Here is a 17,495-nt window from a genome sequence, read left to right on the forward strand (position 1 = left end):
CGCGCCGGCTGGTGCCGGCGGGCGCGCGCGGGGGGGGGGGGGGGGGGGGGGGGCGGGGGCCCCCCGCGGGGGGCCCCCGGGGCGTTGGCGGGGGGCGCCCCCCCCGGGGGCGCGGGGGCCGCCCCCCCCCCCCCCGCGGCGTGTCTCAGGCGAAGGTGATGTTCTGGTCGCGCAACGGCACCGAACGGATGCGTTTGCCCGTCGCCGCGAAGTACGCATTGAGCACCGCTGGCGCTGCGACGCCGATGGTCGGCTCGCCGACTCCGCCCCAGAACCCGCCGCTCGGCACCATCACCGATTCGACCTTCGGCATCTCGTTGATGCGCATCGAATTGTAGGTGTCGAAGTTGGTCTGCTCGATCTTGCCGTCCTTGACGGTGCAGCCGCCGTAGAACAGCGCGGAGAGGCCATAGACGAAGGAGCCCGCGATCTGCCGCTCCACCTGGGCCGGATTGACGACGTAGCCGGGATCGGTGGAAGCGACGATACGATGCACCTTGATCTTGTTGCCGTCGGTCACCGAGATTTCGGCGGCGCCGGCGACATAGCTGCCATAGCCCATGACCTGCGCGATGCCGCGATAGATGCCCTGCGGCGCCGGGGTGCTCCAGCCGATCTTCTCGGCCACGGCATTGAGCACCGCCAGATGCTTGGGGTGATTGCCCATCAGCTTGCGGCGAAACTCGAGCGGGTCCTGGCCTGCGGCCTGGGCCAGTTCGTCCATGAAGCATTCCATGTAGATCGCGTTGTGATTGACGTTGACGCCGCGCCAGAAGCCCGGCGGAACGTGCGGGTTGCGCATCGCATGCTCGACCAGGAGGTTTGGCACCGAGTAACCGAACGCGGCTTCGCCGGACTGGGCGACGCCCTGGAATGCGGCCGGATCCATGCCGTTCTGCAACGCTTCGGGGCGGAGCGAGAACAGGATCGATTGCCCGGACAGTCGGTAGTGCAGCGCAACCAGATTGTTGTCGGCATCGAACGCGCCGGTCATCTTGCACTGGGTGATCGGGTGATATCTGCCGTGCGCCATGTCCTCTTCGCGCGACCACAACAGCTTGATCGGCGTGCCCGGCATCTGCTTGGCGATCAAGACGGCCTGACGGACATAGTCGGTCTGGCCGCGCCGGCCGAAGCCGCCGCCGGGCATCACCTTGTGCACGTCGCACTTCTCCGCCGGCAGGCCCGACGCTTCCAACGTGGCGGCGAAGGCCGCCTCGCCATTCTGCGTGCCGCACCAGACCTCGCACTTGTCGGCCGTGTAGAGCGCCGTGGCGTTCATCGGCTCCATGGTGGCATGGTTCTGGTAGGGATAGCTGTAGACGGCCTCGATCTTCTTGGCGGCACCGGCAATCGCCGCCTTGGCGTCGCCGTTCTTGTTGCCGACATAGGCCGGCTGGTCGTTGGCGAGACCCTCGGCCAACCACTTTGCAATCGACTCGCTCGAGACCTTGGCGTTGTCGCCCTCGTCCCAGACGATCGGCAGCGCCTCCAACGCGGTCTTGGCCTGCCACCAGGTATCGGCAACAACCGCGACCGCGGTGTCGCCGACCTTGACGACCTTCTTGACGCCTTTCATGTCGGTGATCTTGGCTTCGTCATAGCTCGTCAGCTTGCCGCCGAACACCGGGCAATCCTTGATCGCGGCGTTCAGCATGCCCGGCAGCTTGACGTCGATGCCGTAGATCATGGTGCCGGTGGTCTTCTCGGCGGTGTCCAGCCGCTTCACGCCCTTGCCGATCAGCTTCCAGTCCTTGGGGTCCTTCAGCTTGACCTCGGCCGGCGGCGTCAGCTTGGCCGCGGCCTCGGCGACCTTGCCGTAGGTCGTGGTCTTGCCGGACGGCGTGTGGGTGATGACGCTGTTGGCGGCCGTGCATTCGGACGCCGGCACGTTCCACGCCTCGGCGGCGGCCTGGATCAGCATCACGCGTGCGGTGGCGCCGCCCTTGCGGACATAGTCTTGCGAGGAGCGAATGCCGCGGCTGCCGCCGGTCGAGAAATCGCCCCAGACGCGCTTGCGGGCGACGCTCTGGCCCGGTGTCGGATATTCGGTCGAGACCTTCGACCAGTCGCATTCAAGTTCCTCGGCGACGAGCTGGGCAAGGCCGGTGAGCGAGCCCTGGCCCATTTCGGAGCGGGCGATGCGGATGACGACGGTGTCGTCGGGCCTGACCACGACCCAGGCGCCGATCTCGGGGGAGCCGTCGGCCGCGCGGACCACGGCGGGGCCGCCGAAGGGGATATCGAGGCCGATTGCGAGACCTGCGCCGACCGCGGCGGTGCCGATGACGAAGGCACGGCGGTTCATGCTGGGAGAGACATGCTTGTTCATGTGGCGGCTCCTTACGCGCTTGCGATCGTGTGGATCGCTTCGCGCACCTGCTGGAAGGTGCCGCAGCGGCAGATATTGGTGATGGCCTCGTCGATGTCGGCGTCGGTCGGCTTCGGCTTCTCGCTCAGCAGCGCCGCCACCGCCATGATCATGCCGCTCTGGCAATAGCCGCATTGCGGCACGTCCTGGGCAATCCAGGCTTCCTGCACCTTGTGCAGTGCGTTGCCGGAGGCGAGCCCTTCGATGGTCGTGATCTTCTTGCCTGCGGCCTCGCCGACCGAAACGCCGCAGGAGCGGGTGGCGACGCCGTCGATGTGAACGGTGCAGGCGCCGCATTGTGCAATGCCGCAGCCATATTTCGTGCCGGTCAGGCCGGCATTCTCGCGGATCGCCCAGAGCAGGGGTGTATCCGGCTCGACGTCGAGCGTGAAGGTTTTTCCGTTGATTGTTAGGTTTGCCATCGCAGTCCCCTGATTGGCCCAATCCACCGATTGGACTCAGGGGCGCAATGTGTCCGGCAAATTGGAAACGTTCAAATCAACAGTCCGGGGGGTAGCCGCCAGAGATTTGCTCCCTGGGCGGCCCGCGGCACGGCTTGGGGCGACGTCTACCGGCTTCCGTGCGCAGACGCCCTTGGAACCGGAGCGACAGTTTGTCTCTTTTGCCGGGGTGCAAGTCGACAATGCTCTGCTACAGTGGAATCAGCCAAAAAGAGGTTCCATGAACGTACCGCAGCCTTGCAAAGTCCTGATGCTCTATCCGCTGTTCTCGGCAGAGTCCTTCTGGAGCTTTGGCGAATCTTGCAAAGTGTTGGGCGTGAAGCGCCCTGCGGCCCCTTTGGGGCTGATCACCGTTGCCGCGATGTTGCCCGAGCACTGGACGGTCCGGCTGATCGATTGCAACACGGAAGCCTTCAGCGACGAGGATCTTTCCTGGGCCGACGTCGTCTTCACGGGCGGAATGATGCCGCAGCAGGCCGACACGCTGCGCCTGATCGAAATTTGCCGTGCCGCGGGCAAGCCGGTGGTCGTCGGCGGTCCCGATCCCACCTCAAGCCCCCATATCTATGAGAGGGCCGACTTCCAGGTGCTCGGAGAGGCCGAGAGCGTTCTCCACGAATTCGTCGCGGCCTGGGACAGTGGCGCCCGCTCCGGCGTCTTCATCGCGCCAAAATTCCAGGCCGACGTCACCAAGACGCCGGTGCCGCGCTTCGACCTGCTGAAGTTCGAGGACTACCTTTATCTCGGTGTGCAGTATTCCCGCGGCTGCCCGTTCACCTGCGAGTTCTGCGATATCATCGAGCTCTATGGCCGGGTGCCGCGAACCAAGACGAATGAGCAAATGCTGAACGAGCTCGACAGGCTCTACGCCATGGGCTACCGCGGCCATCTCGACTTCGTCGACGACAATTTCATCGGCAACAAGAAGTCGCTGCGGCTGTTCCTGCCCCAGCTCGCCGAATGGCAGCGTGCTCACGGCTATCCCTTCGAATTGTCGACTGAGGCCTCGGTCAATCTGGCCGACGATCCCGAGCTGTTGGAGCTGATGGGTCAGGCGAATTTCTTCGCCATCTTCGTCGGCATCGAAAGTCCGGATCCGGCGACGCTGGTCGCGATGCGGAAGAAGCAGAACACGCGGCGCAACATCGCCGAGAGCATCCACAAGATCTACGCCGCAGGCATGCTCGTCACCGCGGGTTTCATCGTCGGCTTCGACAATGAGAAGCTCTCGATGGCGGATGCCATGATCGACTTCATCGAAGAGGCGGCGATCCCGGTCAGCATGGTCGGCCTGCTCTATGCCTTGCCGAACACGCAGCTGACGCGCCGCCTCGAGCGCGAAGGCCGGCTGCACCCCGGCCACGATTTGGCGCCGACCATCGGCGCCGATCAGTGTACCGCCGGGATCAACTTCGATCCGGTGCGCCCGTTGCGCGACATCCTGACGGACTACAAGCGCGTGCTGGAGCACATCTACAGCCCAGAGGCCTATGCAAGGCGCGTTGATCGCCTGATGACGCTGCTCGACCGGTCCAGGCAGCGCCAAGAGCTCGCCGAGGGCGATATCCGCGCCGGGCTCGGGGCGATGGAAACGGTGCACAAGGTGGTCACAGCCCTTCCCGAGGCGCGCGGGCCGCTGTGGCAGACCTTCATGAACTGCGCCAAGCGCGACACCTCATCGGCGCGGATCGCCGTGCAGATGATCGCGGCCTATGCGCATCTCGGGCCGTTCTCGCGCAAGGTCATCGCTGCCATCGATGAGCGCCTCGCTGCGCTCGACGAGGAAACGGTCGTTCCGGTGGCGACTGTCGAGGTAACGGCGGCCCGGCATCTGGCCTGACGGTCTACTTCACCGCCAGCCGCAAAAAGCTCATCACGCTGCCGAGCGCGGCGAAGCCGGCGCCAAGTGCCAATGCCACGACTGCGCCGTCGTGACCGGCCAGCGAGAAGCAGGCTGCGGCGAGCGCGGCCCCCGTCGTCTGCCCGGTCAGGCGCGCGGTGGCGACGATGCCGGAGGCGCTGCCGCTGCGATGTGGCGGCGCGCTCGACATCACCGCCTTCATGTTCGGCGCCTGGAAGAAGCCGAACCCCATGCCGCAGATCACCATCCGCCAGATGATGTCGGGGATCGCAGGATTGGCCGGCAGCATCGCCAGCAGCGCCATGCCGAGGCCGAGCATCACGAGCCCAATGCCGCCGAGCAGTCCGACCGCGTGCCGGTCGGAGAGGCGCCCCGCGATCGGCGCCATGATGCCGACCACCAGCGGCCACGGCGTCATGAAGAAGCCGGTCTCGACCTGCGAACGCCCCAGCACGTCCTCGAAATAGAACGGCAGCGAGACAAAGGCGAGGCCCTGCACCGCGAACGAGCATACCGCGGTCGCCGCCGACAGCGCGAACATCGGCCGACTGAACAGATCGATCGGCAGCATCGGCGCGGGATGGTCGGCATGGCGGCGCGTCAGGATGAAGCCGAGCACCAGGGCCGTGAGCAGCTCGATGCCCACGACCACTGATGACAGATTGTGCGCAGCACTGCCGATGCCCGTGATGAACAACCCGAGACAGGCCGACGCCAGGATCGCGCCGAGGAAGTCAAAGCCGTGATCGGCGCGCGGCGTTTTCGGCAGCATCGCAAAGCCGATGCCGATCGCGACGAGGCCGAACGGGATGTTGACGGCGAACAGCCATGGCCACGGGCCGAGCGCGAGGATGGCGGAGGCGATCGAGGGACCGAAGGTGAAGGCGGTCGCGACCACCAGCGCGTTGTGGCCGAAGCCGCGGCCGAGCATCCGGCCGGGATAGACGAAGCGCACCAGCGCCGTGTTGACGCTCATGATGCCGCTCGCACCTAACCCTTGCAGCGTGCGCGCAACCAGCAGGCTCTCCAGCGACCAGGCCACCGCGCAGAACAGCGAGGCGATGGTGAACAGGATCAGGCCGCCGAGATAGATGCGCTGGTGCCCGACGATCTCGCCGAGTGCTCCCAACGGCAGCAGCGTCGCCACCAGCGCGATCTGGTAGACGTTGACCACCCAGACCGATTGCTCAGGGCTGACATGCAGGTCGCCGGCAATGGCGGGCAGCGCGATGTTCGCGATCGCGGTGTCGAGCGAGGCCATGGCCAGCGCGGTGAAGATCGCGGCAATGGCCCAGCGCCGCTGTGCGGGCGGAAGGCCGTCGGAAATGGTGTGGTCGGGCTTGCGCGCGGCGGCGGGTAACGTGATTGTCATTGCGTTAGCGCGTTGCTCCGGCGGCCGGCTCCAGGGGACTTGGCATGTACTACGGCGCGGCCGCCTTCCACAGGCATATGCTTGCATGCAGTGTATGCGCGAAGGCTGGGCGATGATTCCTGGCGCCGGCGTATGATCGCATGAGCTGCTGCAATGTCAGGGGAGCGCCATGCACATCGTCGTTTTGCCCGGTGACGGCATCGGGCCCGAGATCACGACCGCGACATCAGGCGTGTTGCGTGCCGCCTCCGAGCGCTTCCAGCTCAATCTGCGGCTGGAGGAGCACGCAGTTGGCCATGCGAGCCTCAAACAATTCGGTACGACGGTGCGCCCCGAGCTGCTCGACATCGTCCGTGCCGCCGACGGGCTGATCCTCGGGCCGACCGCGACTTTCGACTTCAAGGACGAGGCCCATGGCGAGATCAACCCGTCGCGGTATTTCCGCAAGAACCTCGACCTCTACGCCAATGTCCGGCCCGCACGCACCTATGCGGGGCTGTCCGGCCGGGTCGGTGATTTCGACCTTGTCGTGGTGCGCGAGAACACGGAAGGGTTTTACGCCGACCGCAACATGGAGCAGGGCAATGGCGAGATGCTGGTCACATCGGATGTCGTGATCTCGCTGCGCCGGATCACGCGCCATTGCTGCGAACGCATCGCGCATGCGGCGTGCCGGCTGGCGATGAAGCGGCGCAAGCATCTCACCATCGTGCACAAGGCCAATGTGCTCAAGCTCGGCGACGGCATGTTCCTCGACATCTGCCGCGAGGCGGCGAATGCCTATCCCGGCCTCGCCGTCGACGACATCCTCGTCGACGCCATGATGGCGCATGTTGTACGCAACTCCGACCGCTTCGACGTCATCGTCGCCACCAACATGTTCGGCGACATCCTGTCCGATCTCACCGCAGAGCTTTCCGGCAGCCTCGGCCTCGGCGGCTCGCTCAATGTCGGTCACAGCCACGCCATGGCGCAGGCCGCGCACGGTTCGGCGCCTGACATTGCAGGCCAGGACGTCGCAAATCCGGTCTCGCTGGTCCTGTCGACGGCCCTGCTGCTGGCCTGGCACGGCGAGAACAGCGGCGCGGTACGGTACGAGGAAGCCGCTCGTGCGATCGAGGTGGCGGTGGCAAAAGCGATCGGCGAAGGCAGGGCAACGCGCGATGTCGGCGGCAAGCTCGGCACCATCGCGGCGGGGGCCGCGATCGCAGAGATCTTGCAGGCGGAGTGAGGTGGTCCTGCGGGTCCTGCGTGTTTTTTTTAAAGGCTCAAAACAAAAAACGCGAAAACAACCCCATGCACAGTAGACGGCCCCTTGATTAATAAGGGATTTCCGAACCGCGCAGCGACGACATTCACCGCGGCCATGACGTTGACCTGTCGGGCAAAACACTGGCAGGATGCCAGGATTGCACCGGTCCGCAAAAGACCATGTGTGCTTCCCGTGAAGGAGCGATGCCCGCTCCTGTGCTGAAGCAGATCTACGCGGGCAGCTCCGGCATTCACCTTTTGGACCCGTTGCAGACGTTAGGCTGGATATGTTGCCTTTTCCACCGCACGTTGAGGTATCATAAATTCTGAACTGCTAGCTGGGTTGTATGGCCTGGATTGTTGCCTTCGCAGTCTTAGTGTTTGTTTACCGTCGCGCGACGCGTGCTGGCGACCGGCTTGCGGAACTGAAACCGACGGGAATGCTGCGCTCGCCGCTGTTCTACGCACAAACGGCGCTCCTTTGCGTTCTAGTGGTGCTTATGTTGGCTCCGGGTTACCTGCCACACGAGCGGTGGGCTGTTGCCGCCTATCTTGTCGTCCTGGTGATCGTGGTAGCAGCGCTCTTGTTCGTGCGGCGCGCATTGAAATGGCGCTTCCCCGTTTAATGTGATCACTTCCGCTTATGGCCCTTATCGTCGCTTGGCATACGGCATCGGCAGGTCCGGAGTCTGGCTAGAGCAGAAGTCATCGCCTCCGGTGCAGACTGCCGCCTTTGACCTGACCCGGTCATCAGTGCAGCTTGGACCAACGTAGAACAATGGCTGTTCTCAGCCGGGGTGTATGAGATCGGATTGGTAATGAAACGACGAGAATTCCTGACTCTGGTTGGTGTGGCGTCTGCGTTGCCTCTGGCAGCGCGAGCACAGCAAGTGAAGCGAATGCCCCGAATTGGCCTTCTCCTCCCCCCACCGCGGAATTTGGAAGTAGACTCATTCCTCAAGGGGCTCAGCGATCTCGGTTGGGTTAACGGCGCGAACATTCATGTCGAATATCGCGACGCCGGTGGCGACGACGCCAGGCTGCCGGCGCTTGCGAATGAACTTGTCGCTCTTGATATTGACGTTCTCGTCACAGCCACATTCCCCGGGATTCTTGCCGCTCATAACGCGACGGCAAAAATTCCGACCGTAATGATCGTGGGCCCCGATCTGGTGACCATAGGCCTTGCAGCCAGCATGGCTCATCCTGGCGGCAACATCACGGGGCAAACCTTTTTCCTCACAGAACTGGCTGCAAAGCGCCTGGAGATTCTCGCAGGCTTGGCTCCCTCGACCAGACGCGTGGGGGTGCTCATGCAGCGAGGAAATCCACTGAACAACGCTACAATGAGCACCATGAGGAACGCGGCGCAGGCATTGAAGATGGAGCTACTACCTATCGAGGTCGACGTTCCCGGCGATCTCGAAAGCGCGCTGTCACTCGTCGGCTCTAACCCGATGGACGGCCTCGTGATCACGGACGCAAACGCGTTTGTCACCAACACGTCCATGGTGGCCGCGATTGTGGACAAGTGCCGGGTGCCATCGGTTGCCGCACCCATTGTCGCCGCCCGGGGGGCGGCCCTGATGGGATACGGTGTGGACTTCACCGCAATGTTCCGCCACGCCGCTGTTTTCGTCGACAAGATATTGAAGGGTGCCAACCCCGCCGAGATTCCCATCGAGCAGCCGACGCAGTTCAAGACCGTCATCAACCACAAGACCGCAAAGGCACTCGGCGTGGAGATACCTCCGTCGTTGCTGGTGCGCGCGGACGACGTGATCGAATAACAGCGGCGGCCTCTTCGGCAAGCGGGCGAGCCAATTCGCTCTAGAACTGATATCTCCTCAGCCCCCCATCCACCGGGATCACCGTGCCCGTGATGTACCGCGCTACAGGGGACGCCAGAAACACCGCCAACGCCGCAAGGTCTTCCGGCTCGCCCCAATAGCCGACAGGAATCTCCTCCTCCGCGAACCGCTCGCGATAATCGGGCGCGTAGTTGCGGCGGATCTGTTCGCTCATGATGCGGCCGGGCGGGATGCAGTTGATGGTGATGCCGTGCTCGCCGATCTCGCGCGACAGGCCCTTGGCCCAGGCGTGCACGGCGGCTTTGGCGGCGAACGCGGCGTTGAGCCCTTCCGGCTCGGACTTGCCGGTGATGTTGACGATGCGGCCCCATTTGCGTTCGATCATCTGCGGCAGCAGCGCATGCGCGATGCGGCGGTAGTTGGTGAAATTCAGCGCGATCGCTTCGTCCCATTGGCTGTCGGGCGCATCGACGGGGAGGGGGCGGCTGCCGCCGGCATTGTTGATGAGGATGTCGACATGGCCGAGCTCGCTCACGGCGAAGGCCGAAATCCTCTCCGCCGCGTCCTTGGCCATCACGTCCTGCTCGAATGGCGTGATCAGACCGGAACCGACTTCCGTCACCAACTCGGCGAGCAGATCGGTTCGCCGTGCCACGCCGACGACGCGCACGCCTTCGGCAGCCAAGCCCTTGGCGATGGCGCGGCCGATGCCGACGCTCGCTCCGGTGACGACGGCGGTTTTCGATTTGAGCCCGAGATCCATGGTGACACGCCCTCTTGTTTGCTTTTCTGCTTGTCGCTGTTCGTTTGGCTGTTCGTTTTTCTGTTCGTTTCCTGCCCTGTCCCGTCAGCCTGATTTGCCCGACCGGGACGAGCAGTGGTAACCAAGAGCCGCGTTGAAGGAAACACGAAAAAGAAAAGGCGCCGAGCGATGGTCTGGGATCCGCAGCAATATCTGAAATTCTCCGGGCACCGCCTCCGGCCCGCCGTCGACCTCTTGATGCGGATTCCGGATTCTGGCCCGCGTGCGGTTGCCGATCTCGGTGCCGGCGCCGGCAACGTCACCAGGCTGATCAAGGAGCGTTGGCCGGACGCGACGGTGACCGGTGTCGAGGGATCAGCCGAGATGGTTGCCGCCGGCCGCAAGGCGGCGCCGGACGTGGAATGGTCGCACGAGGATCTCGGCCATTGGCGCCCGACGAAGCAATATGACGTGGTCTATTCCAATGCCGCGCTGCACTGGCTGCCCAATCATGCGGCCCTGTTTCCGTCGATCATGGAGAAAGTGACGCCCGGCGGAATGCTCGCTGTGCAGATGCCGCGCAACTTTCTGGCGCCCTCGCATGTGCTGATTGGCGAGACGGCGCTGAACGGTCCCTGGCGGTCCAAGGTCGAGCATCTCGTCACGCCGCCGCCGGTCGAAGCGCCGGCCTATTATCACGGTCTTCTTGCTCCGATGTCGGCCAATATCGACATCTGGGAGACCGAATATCTGCAGGTGCTGGAAGGCGAGAATCCCGTGAAAGAGTGGACCAAGGGGACTTGGCTGACGCGCTATCTCGACATCCTGCAGGGCGACGAGAAGGCAGCGTTCGAAGCCGCCTATGGGATGCGGGTCGCGAAAGCCTATCCGAAGAACGCCGCGGGACAGACGCTGTTTCCGTTCCGACGTCTGTTCATGGTCGCCCAGCGCAACGGCTGATCGCACTGCCGCAATGCGACATAAGCGCTCGCTTCCGGGAACAGCAGCAGGTGCCGGGTTGCGCATTCAGCAGCCGCCAAGATAGTTTGAAGGTAGCGTGGCTGCGGCAAATTGGGCTTAGGTCTAGTTGTTCGGGTGGCGGATTGCTGTCAGTACTGAAATCGGAAAACAAAAAAGACCCGGTTTTAGAGGTTGTTGGGAGGTTCGTTCATGCGCAAGCTGCTTCTTGCGGTCGCCGCCGCAGCTGTTCTCGTGAGTCCCGTCTTGTCTCCGGTCTTGGCCCAGGCCCAGAGCCCGATCGTCATCAAATTCAGCCACGTCGTTGCCAACGACACTCCTAAGGGCAAGGGCGCCCTGAAGTTTAAGGAACTCGCGGAGAAGTACACCGACGGCAAGGTCAAGGTCGAAATCTACCCGAACTCCACGCTGTACAAGGACAAGGAGGAGATCGAGGCGCTGCAGCTCGGCTCGGTGCACATGCTCGCGCCCTCGACCGCGAAGTTCGCCCCGCTCGGTATCAAGGAGTTCGAGGCGCTCGACCTGCCATGGTTGTTCAAGGACGATCAAACCTATTCCAACGCGATGAAGGGCACGATCGGCAAGTGGCTGTTCGATAAGCTCGAGACCAAGGGCATTACCGGGCTCGCGTATTGGGACAACGGCTTCCACATGCTCTCCGCCAACCGTGCCCTGATGAAGCCGACCGATTTCCAGGGTCTCAAATTCCGCATCTCCGGATCGAAGGTCGCCGACCAATATCTCCGGATCATGGGCTCGATCCCCCAGATCATGGCGTTTTCCGAAGTCTACCAGGCTTTGCAGACAGGCGTGGTCGACGGCTGCGAGAACACCGCCTCCAATTACCTGACGCAGAAATTCTACGAGGTGCAGAAGGACATCACCGTGTCCTATCACGCGCACCTGCAATATGCTGTGATCGTCAATTCGAAATTCTGGTCCGGCCTGCCGCCCGATATCCGCGCCCAGCTCGAGAAGGCGATGAACGAGGCGACCGACTACACCAACTCGATCGCGCGCCAGGAAAACGAGGATGCGCTGGCCGAGATCAAGAAGACGGGCAAGACCACGCTGCATTATCTGACTGACGCCGATCGCAAGGCGTGGCAGGAAGCGATGCAGCCGACCTACAAATGGGCGAAGGGGCGGGTCGGGCAGGAGGTGCTCGATCTCCTCGCCAAGGAACTCGACGTCAAGATGAACTGACGCCGGCGCGCTATAAGAACAACCATGAACGGTCGGGGGTGATCGCACTCCCGGCCGTTGCTCTTGAATGATGAGCCAAGCTGAGGGGACCAAGTTGCTGCGTGCATTGAATCGTGTGCTCGATCATCTCGAGGAATGGCTGATCGCGACGATGATCGCGGCCGCGACATTGCTCATCTTCGTTGCCGTGCTGCACCGATATGGCGCCGGGCTGTCGATCGACATCGCCAAATGGGCGGAGGCGCGCAACCTGGCCTTGCTGGCCGTCCCCGCGCGAGCCGCGTTCGTCTGGCTTGCCGCTCTCGATTTGTCCTGGGCGCAGGAACTCTGCATCTACATGTTCATCTGGATGGCGAAGTTCGGTGCGGCCTACGGGGTGCGCACCGGCATCCATGTCGGCGTCGACGTCCTGGTCAATGTCCTTCCCGGCGGATCGCGCCGCCGCGTCATCACGTTCGGCCTGATGTGCGGCGCCCTTTTCACGGCCATCGTGTGCTATTTCGGGGCCGCGTTCGTCGGCCAGATGTGGCAGACCGGCCAGCAATCCAACGACCTCGAAGCGCCGATGTGGCTGGTGTATCTCACCATCCCGCTCGGCTCCGGGCTGATGTGCTTCCGCTTCCTGCAGGTCGCCTGGTCGTTCTATCACACCGGCGAGCTGCCGCATCACGACATGGCCGGCGTCGAGGGCGTCGAAATAGACCCGGTCCATCCGGCCCCGGTCACGCGCAGTCAGGTCGTCCGCGACGAACGCAGCCCGCTCGGCTGGGTCCTGATGTTGTTGCCGGTCCTGATCGTCGCCGTGTGCTTCGCCCATTCGGCGCACGTGATCACGCTGCCGCAGGGCCTCCGTGTCGCCGTGGTTTTCGGCCTTCTGCTGTCGTTGATGCTCACGGGCATGCCGATCTCGATCGCGCTCGGTCTGACCGTGCTCAGCTTCATGTTCACGCTGACCGACGTGCGAACGGAATCGGTGGCGCTGAAGCTGTTCACCGGCATCGAGAGCTTCGAGATCATGGCGATCCCGTTCTTCATCCTTGCCGGCAACTTCCTGACCCATGGCGGCGTGGCGCGCCGGATGATCACGTTCGCGACGTCGCTGGTCGGCCATTGGTATGGCGGCCTTGCGCTCTCGGGCGTGGTCGCCTGCGCGCTGTTCGCCGCGATTTCCGGCTCGTCGCCGGCCACCGTGGTGGCGATCGGATCGGTGATCCTGCCCGCGATGGTCGCGCAGGGATTCCCGAAGAGGTTCGGGGCGGGCGTGATCACGACCTCGGGCTCATTGGGAATTCTCATTCCCCCATCGATTCCGATGGTTCTTTTCGCCGTCTCCACCAACACCTCCGTCGGCAAGCTGTTCATCGCCGGCATTGTGCCGGGAATGGTGCTCGCCATGCTGCTCGGCGCCACGACGTTCTATCGAGCCTGGCGTAACGACTATCCGAGGATGCCGAAAGCAACCCTCTACGAGCGCTTCGATGCGCTCCGCAAGTCGATCTGGGGTATCCTGCTGATCGTGATCGTGATCGGCGGCATCTACAGCGGCCTGTTCACACCGACCGAAGCTGCCGCCGTCAGCGCGGTGTACGCCTTCATCGTCGCAGTGTTCATCTACAAGGATTTGAAGCTGCGAGACGTGCCGCGGGTGCTGCTGTCATCGGCGAATCTTTCGGCGATGCTGCTCTACATCATCACCAACGCCGTCTTGTTCTCGTTCCTGATGACTTACGAGAACGTGCCGCAAGCGCTTGCGCAATGGATGATCGACCAGGGCCTCGGCTGGATCGGCTTCCTGCTCGTCGTCAATCTCCTGCTGCTATTGGCCGGCAACGTGATGGAGCCGTCCTCGATCATCCTGATCATGGCGCCGATCCTGTTTCCGGTTGCGATCAAGCTCGGCATCGATCCGATCCATTTCGGCATCCTGATGACGGTCAACATGGAAGTCGGGCTGTGCCATCCGCCGGTCGGCCTCAATCTCTACGTCGCCTCAGGCATCGCCAAGATGGGCATCACCGAGCTCACGGTTGCGGTGTGGCCATGGCTGCTGACAATGCTGGGATTCCTGGTGGTCGTGACATACTGGCCCGGTCTGTCGCTGTGGCTGCCGAGGCTGCTCGGCATGTAGCCGAGCTCAGGCGATGCATGGCTAACGCGCGGTAAATCCGCTCGTTCAAATGCCACCGCTGTGCGATGCACACATTTTTACAGATGTGCGGTAGGACCATGCGAGCGGATGAGGCTGGCATGTTGTTCAATAGAATGGAATCCGGACGGGCGTCGATTTCCGATGCCGTCTACATGGAAGTGATCACGGGCCTGCACGGCACGACGATCCCTACTATTCTCGCCGCCGTCTGCCAGGTGATGGTCGGCGCGATCACAACCTACGAGACCGGTGACGCGGTCACTGCAGCCCTTACGGTCGCCGGTGTCGTCGTGGCCATGATCCGTCTGTCCGAAATCGCTGCGTTCCGCCGTCGCCTCACGCAGCCGTCGCGGCTGGATCGGGCCGAGGCCGCGCGCTGGGAACGGCGGTACATTGCCGGCACCGTCATCACCGCCTTGGTACTGGGCGTGTTTGCCGCGCGCAGCATCGTGCTCGGCGACGCGCTCTGCTGCGTGATGGCGGTCGGCATCGGTTTCGGCTTCGGTGCCGGCGTGGTGGCGCGGCTGGCACTGCGCCCGGTCGCAGCACTGCTCGATCTGGTCGCGATCGCCGCGCCCGCCGCGATCGTGACGTTCATGCAGCCCGATCTGCGCCATGTCGGGCTCGGGCTCCTCATCCTGATGTATGTGGCCGCCAGCTTCGAGATGGTGCGGCTGAGCTTCAATGCCTCGATCAGCCAGATCACGCTCAAGCGACAGTTCGAGCGGCTCGCGCGCTCGGACTCGATGACCGGCGTCTTTAACCGCTCGGTGCTGGCGGAGGATCTGCCGCGAATGCTGGCGGACGGAAATTCCAGCATGATCGCCGTCCACGCGCTCGATCTCGACCGCTTCAAGGAGGCCAATGACCGGTTCGGCCATCCAGTCGGCGACGCGCTGCTCAAGCAGGTGGCCGGGCGGCTCAAGGCGCTTGCCGCAGCTCATGATCTCGTGGTCCGGATGGGCGGCGACGAGTTCATCCTGGTGCAGCGCGCGGCGACCGATGCGGAAGCGATGGCACGGCGGATCGTGCAATCGCTCAGCGCGCCCTATGATGTCGACGGGCAGGTGATCGGGCTCGGCGTCAGCGTCGGCGTTGCTGTCGCGCCGCAGGATGGGCGCACGGTGGAGGGGCTGTTGTCGCGCTCCGACCGGGCGATGTACCGCGCCAAGCAGGACGGCGGCGGCTACGTGCTGGCGCGGGAGCTGCGGACGGCGGACATGCGCGCCTCCGGTAAGCCGGTGGCCGGAGGTTTGGCTGCGTAAGGACTTGTTGGAACCGCAATCGAGATGCGGTTAGATGCCTCCCAAGAGACGAGCCGGGAGGGCATTATGAGCAGCATCGAAGCCAGCGACACGCCGAAGGGCGCAACGCCATCCGTCATCGCGCAGCAAACAGCGATGCTGAACGCGCTGCCGTTCTCCGACACGCGGGATTTCGACGACGCCGCGCGCGGCTTCCTCGGCACGATCGAGAACGCGGAGATCACCAATCCGCAAGGGCGGACGGTCTGGAGCCTCGAGCCTTACGGCTTCCTGTCGACTGAAGAGGCGCCAGCCACGGTCAATCCGAGCCTGTGGCGGCAGTCGCGGCTCAACATGCAACACGGCCTGTTCGAGGTCGTGCCCGGAATCTACCAGGTGCGCGGGCTCGACATCGCCAACATGACGCTGATCGAAGGCGACAGCGGCGTCATCGTCGTCGACACCCTGACCTCGATCGAGGGCGCGCGCGCCGCGCTCGATCTCTACTACAAGCATCGCGGCCAGCGACCGGTCGCGGCCGTGATCTTCACCCACACCCACACCGACCATTGGGGCGGCGCGCGCGGCGTGCTCGAGGAGGATGCACTCGCGACCGGCCGCGTGCCGATCATCGCGCCGAACTTGTTCATGGAGCATGCCGTCTCCGAGAACATCATCGCAGGACCTGCGATGCTGCGCCGGGCGCAATACCAGTTCGGGCCGCTCCTCGCCAAGGGCGTGCGCGGGCAGGTCGATTGCGGCCTCGGCAAGTCGATGGCGGCAGGTTCGGTGGCGCTGCTGCGGCCGACCAATCTGATCATGGCGACCGGCGACCGTCGCGTGATCGACGGTGTCGAATTCGAATTCCAGATGGCGCCGAACAGCGAAGCGCCGGCGGAGATGCATTTCTTCATCCCGCGCTACAAGCTGTTGAACCTGGCCGAGAACTGCACCCACAATTTCCACAATCTGCTGCCGTTCCGCGGCGCCGACGTGCGCGACGCGCTGGCCTGGTCGAAATATCTGGGCGAGGCCTTGCAGCTCTGGGATGGCAAGGCGGAGGCGATGTGCGGCCAGCATCACTGGCCGGTGTGGGGACACGAACGCATCGGCACGATGATCCGCCAGCAGCGCGACCTCTATAAGTTCGCGCATGACCAGACCATCCGCCTGATGAACCACGGCCTCACCGCGGCCGAGATCGCCGAAACGATCCAGCTGCCCAACAGCCTCGAGGGCGCCTGGCACGGCCGCGGCTATTACGGCCACATCCGGCATAATGTGAAGGCGATCTATCAAAAATACCTGGGCTGGTACGACGCCAATCCGGTCAATCTCGATCCGCTGCCCCCGGTGGAGTCGGGCAAGAAATATGTCGAGTACATGGGCGGCGCCGACGCCATCCTCGCGCGGGCGCGTGTCGATTTCGACAAGGGCGAATTCCGCTTCGTGGCGCAGGCGCTCGGCCATCTCGTCTTTGCCGAGCCGGACAATCAGGCTGCGCGTGCGTTGCTGGCGGATACGTTGGAGCAGCTCGGCTATGCCGCTGAAAGCGCGACCTGGCGCAATGCCTATCTGTTCGGCGCGCAGGAATTGCGCCAGGGCATGCCGAAGGTGCCGGCACGCCCGCCGATGCCGCGCGAGACGCTGGCGGCGCTGCGTACCTCACAGCTCTGGGACGTGCTCGGCATCCGCCTCAACGGACCCAAGGCGGAAGGAAAGCACATCGTGCTGAACTGGAGCTTCTCCGACACCGGCGAGACCTTCGTGCTCAATCTGGAGAACTGCGCGCTCACCTACACGGAGGGCATGCAGGCGGACAATGCCGATGCCAGCTTCACGCTCGCGCGGTCGACGCTCGATGAGGTGATCGCAAAACTGACCAGCTTCCCGGAGGCCGTGACCGCCGGCAAGGTCAAATTCGCCGGCAACCCGATGCGCCTGGCCGAGCTGATGGGCCTGATGGACGAATTCCCGCGCATGTTCGAGATCGTCGAGCCGAAGCGGGCGGTGGTGAGGTAGGGCAGCCGTCACCGCGTTCCCACTGTC

General features: G+C 63.7%; 13 protein-coding genes and 1 pseudogene. 10 read left to right on the forward strand and 4 right to left on the reverse strand.

The window, feature by feature from the left end:
- Positions 1 to 145: 145 nt before the first annotated feature.
- A complete protein-coding gene (locus tag AC0L3K_RS14355; RefSeq protein WP_473255050.1) occupies positions 146 to 2,332 on the reverse strand; it encodes a xanthine dehydrogenase family protein molybdopterin-binding subunit in 2,187 nt (728 codons plus the stop codon).
- A gap of 11 nt (positions 2,333 to 2,343) precedes the next feature.
- Positions 2,344 to 2,793 carry a (2Fe-2S)-binding protein gene (locus tag AC0L3K_RS14360; RefSeq protein WP_007594050.1) on the reverse strand — a complete coding sequence of 150 codons (450 nt, stop codon included), beginning with the start codon at positions 2,791 to 2,793 and terminating at the stop codon, positions 2,344 to 2,346.
- A 259-nt stretch (positions 2,794 to 3,052) separates the two neighbouring features.
- On the opposite strand from AC0L3K_RS14360, the gene AC0L3K_RS14365 reads away from it, so the two are divergent.
- The gene (locus tag AC0L3K_RS14365; RefSeq protein WP_219682773.1) at positions 3,053 to 4,672 is read left to right on the forward strand and encodes a B12-binding domain-containing radical SAM protein; all 1,620 of its coding nucleotides are present in this window, start codon (positions 3,053 to 3,055) and stop codon (positions 4,670 to 4,672) included.
- Positions 4,673 to 4,676: 4 nt separating this feature from the next.
- On the opposite strand, the gene AC0L3K_RS14370 is transcribed toward AC0L3K_RS14365, so the two are convergent.
- The gene (locus tag AC0L3K_RS14370) at positions 4,677 to 6,065 is read right to left on the reverse strand and encodes an MFS transporter (RefSeq protein ID WP_473366241.1); all 1,389 of its coding nucleotides are present in this window, start codon (positions 6,063 to 6,065) and stop codon (positions 4,677 to 4,679) included.
- 169 nt (positions 6,066 to 6,234) lie between these two features.
- Between AC0L3K_RS14370 and AC0L3K_RS14375 the strand changes: the two genes are divergently transcribed.
- From AC0L3K_RS14375 to AC0L3K_RS14385, 3 genes are all read left to right on the forward strand, one after another.
- Positions 6,235 to 7,296, forward strand: a complete 1,062-nt coding sequence (locus AC0L3K_RS14375) for an isocitrate/isopropylmalate dehydrogenase family protein (RefSeq protein ID WP_473255051.1) — start codon at positions 6,235 to 6,237, stop codon at positions 7,294 to 7,296.
- Positions 7,297 to 7,663: 367 nt separating this feature from the next.
- Positions 7,664 to 7,942, forward strand: a complete 279-nt coding sequence (locus AC0L3K_RS14380; protein WP_473366242.1) for a hypothetical protein — start codon at positions 7,664 to 7,666, stop codon at positions 7,940 to 7,942.
- 192 nt (positions 7,943 to 8,134) lie between these two features.
- Entirely contained in the window at positions 8,135 to 9,106 is a 972-nt protein-coding gene (locus AC0L3K_RS14385) for an ABC transporter substrate-binding protein (RefSeq protein WP_219682770.1), read from the forward strand.
- Between the two features lie 40 nt (positions 9,107 to 9,146).
- Here the strand turns inward: AC0L3K_RS14385 and AC0L3K_RS14390 are convergent, their stop codons facing one another.
- Positions 9,147 to 9,890 (reverse strand): SDR family NAD(P)-dependent oxidoreductase, encoded by a 744-nt coding sequence (locus tag AC0L3K_RS14390; protein WP_473366243.1) that lies wholly within the window; start codon positions 9,888 to 9,890, stop codon positions 9,147 to 9,149.
- A 168-nt stretch (positions 9,891 to 10,058) separates the two neighbouring features.
- Here AC0L3K_RS14390 and AC0L3K_RS14395 point away from each other — a divergent pair, with 168 nt between their 5' ends.
- From AC0L3K_RS14395 to AC0L3K_RS14420, 6 genes and pseudogenes are all read left to right on the forward strand, one after another.
- Positions 10,059 to 10,829 carry a methyltransferase domain-containing protein gene (locus AC0L3K_RS14395; RefSeq protein WP_007594041.1) on the forward strand — a complete coding sequence of 257 codons (771 nt, stop codon included), beginning with the start codon at positions 10,059 to 10,061 and terminating at the stop codon, positions 10,827 to 10,829.
- Positions 10,830 to 11,039: 210 nt separating this feature from the next.
- Positions 11,040 to 12,053, forward strand: a complete 1,014-nt coding sequence (locus tag AC0L3K_RS14400) for a DctP family TRAP transporter solute-binding subunit (protein WP_473255054.1) — start codon at positions 11,040 to 11,042, stop codon at positions 12,051 to 12,053.
- Between the two features lie 151 nt (positions 12,054 to 12,204).
- Positions 12,205 to 12,678: pseudogene (locus AC0L3K_RS14405) on the forward strand (TRAP transporter small permease); the annotation flags it as partial.
- Positions 12,679 to 12,888: 210 nt separating this feature from the next.
- Positions 12,889 to 14,181 (forward strand): TRAP transporter large permease, encoded by a 1,293-nt coding sequence (locus AC0L3K_RS14410; RefSeq protein WP_311985860.1) that lies wholly within the window; start codon positions 12,889 to 12,891, stop codon positions 14,179 to 14,181.
- A 119-nt stretch (positions 14,182 to 14,300) separates the two neighbouring features.
- Complete coding sequence (locus tag AC0L3K_RS14415) at positions 14,301 to 15,467, forward strand: diguanylate cyclase domain-containing protein (RefSeq protein WP_473255055.1); 1,167 nt, start codon at positions 14,301 to 14,303, stop codon at positions 15,465 to 15,467.
- 66 nt (positions 15,468 to 15,533) lie between these two features.
- Positions 15,534 to 17,468 carry an alkyl/aryl-sulfatase gene (locus tag AC0L3K_RS14420; RefSeq protein ID WP_473255056.1) on the forward strand — a complete coding sequence of 645 codons (1,935 nt, stop codon included), beginning with the start codon at positions 15,534 to 15,536 and terminating at the stop codon, positions 17,466 to 17,468.
- Positions 17,469 to 17,495: the final 27 nt, after the last annotated feature.

The organism is Bradyrhizobium sp. MI1.10 (assembly GCF_055811035.1).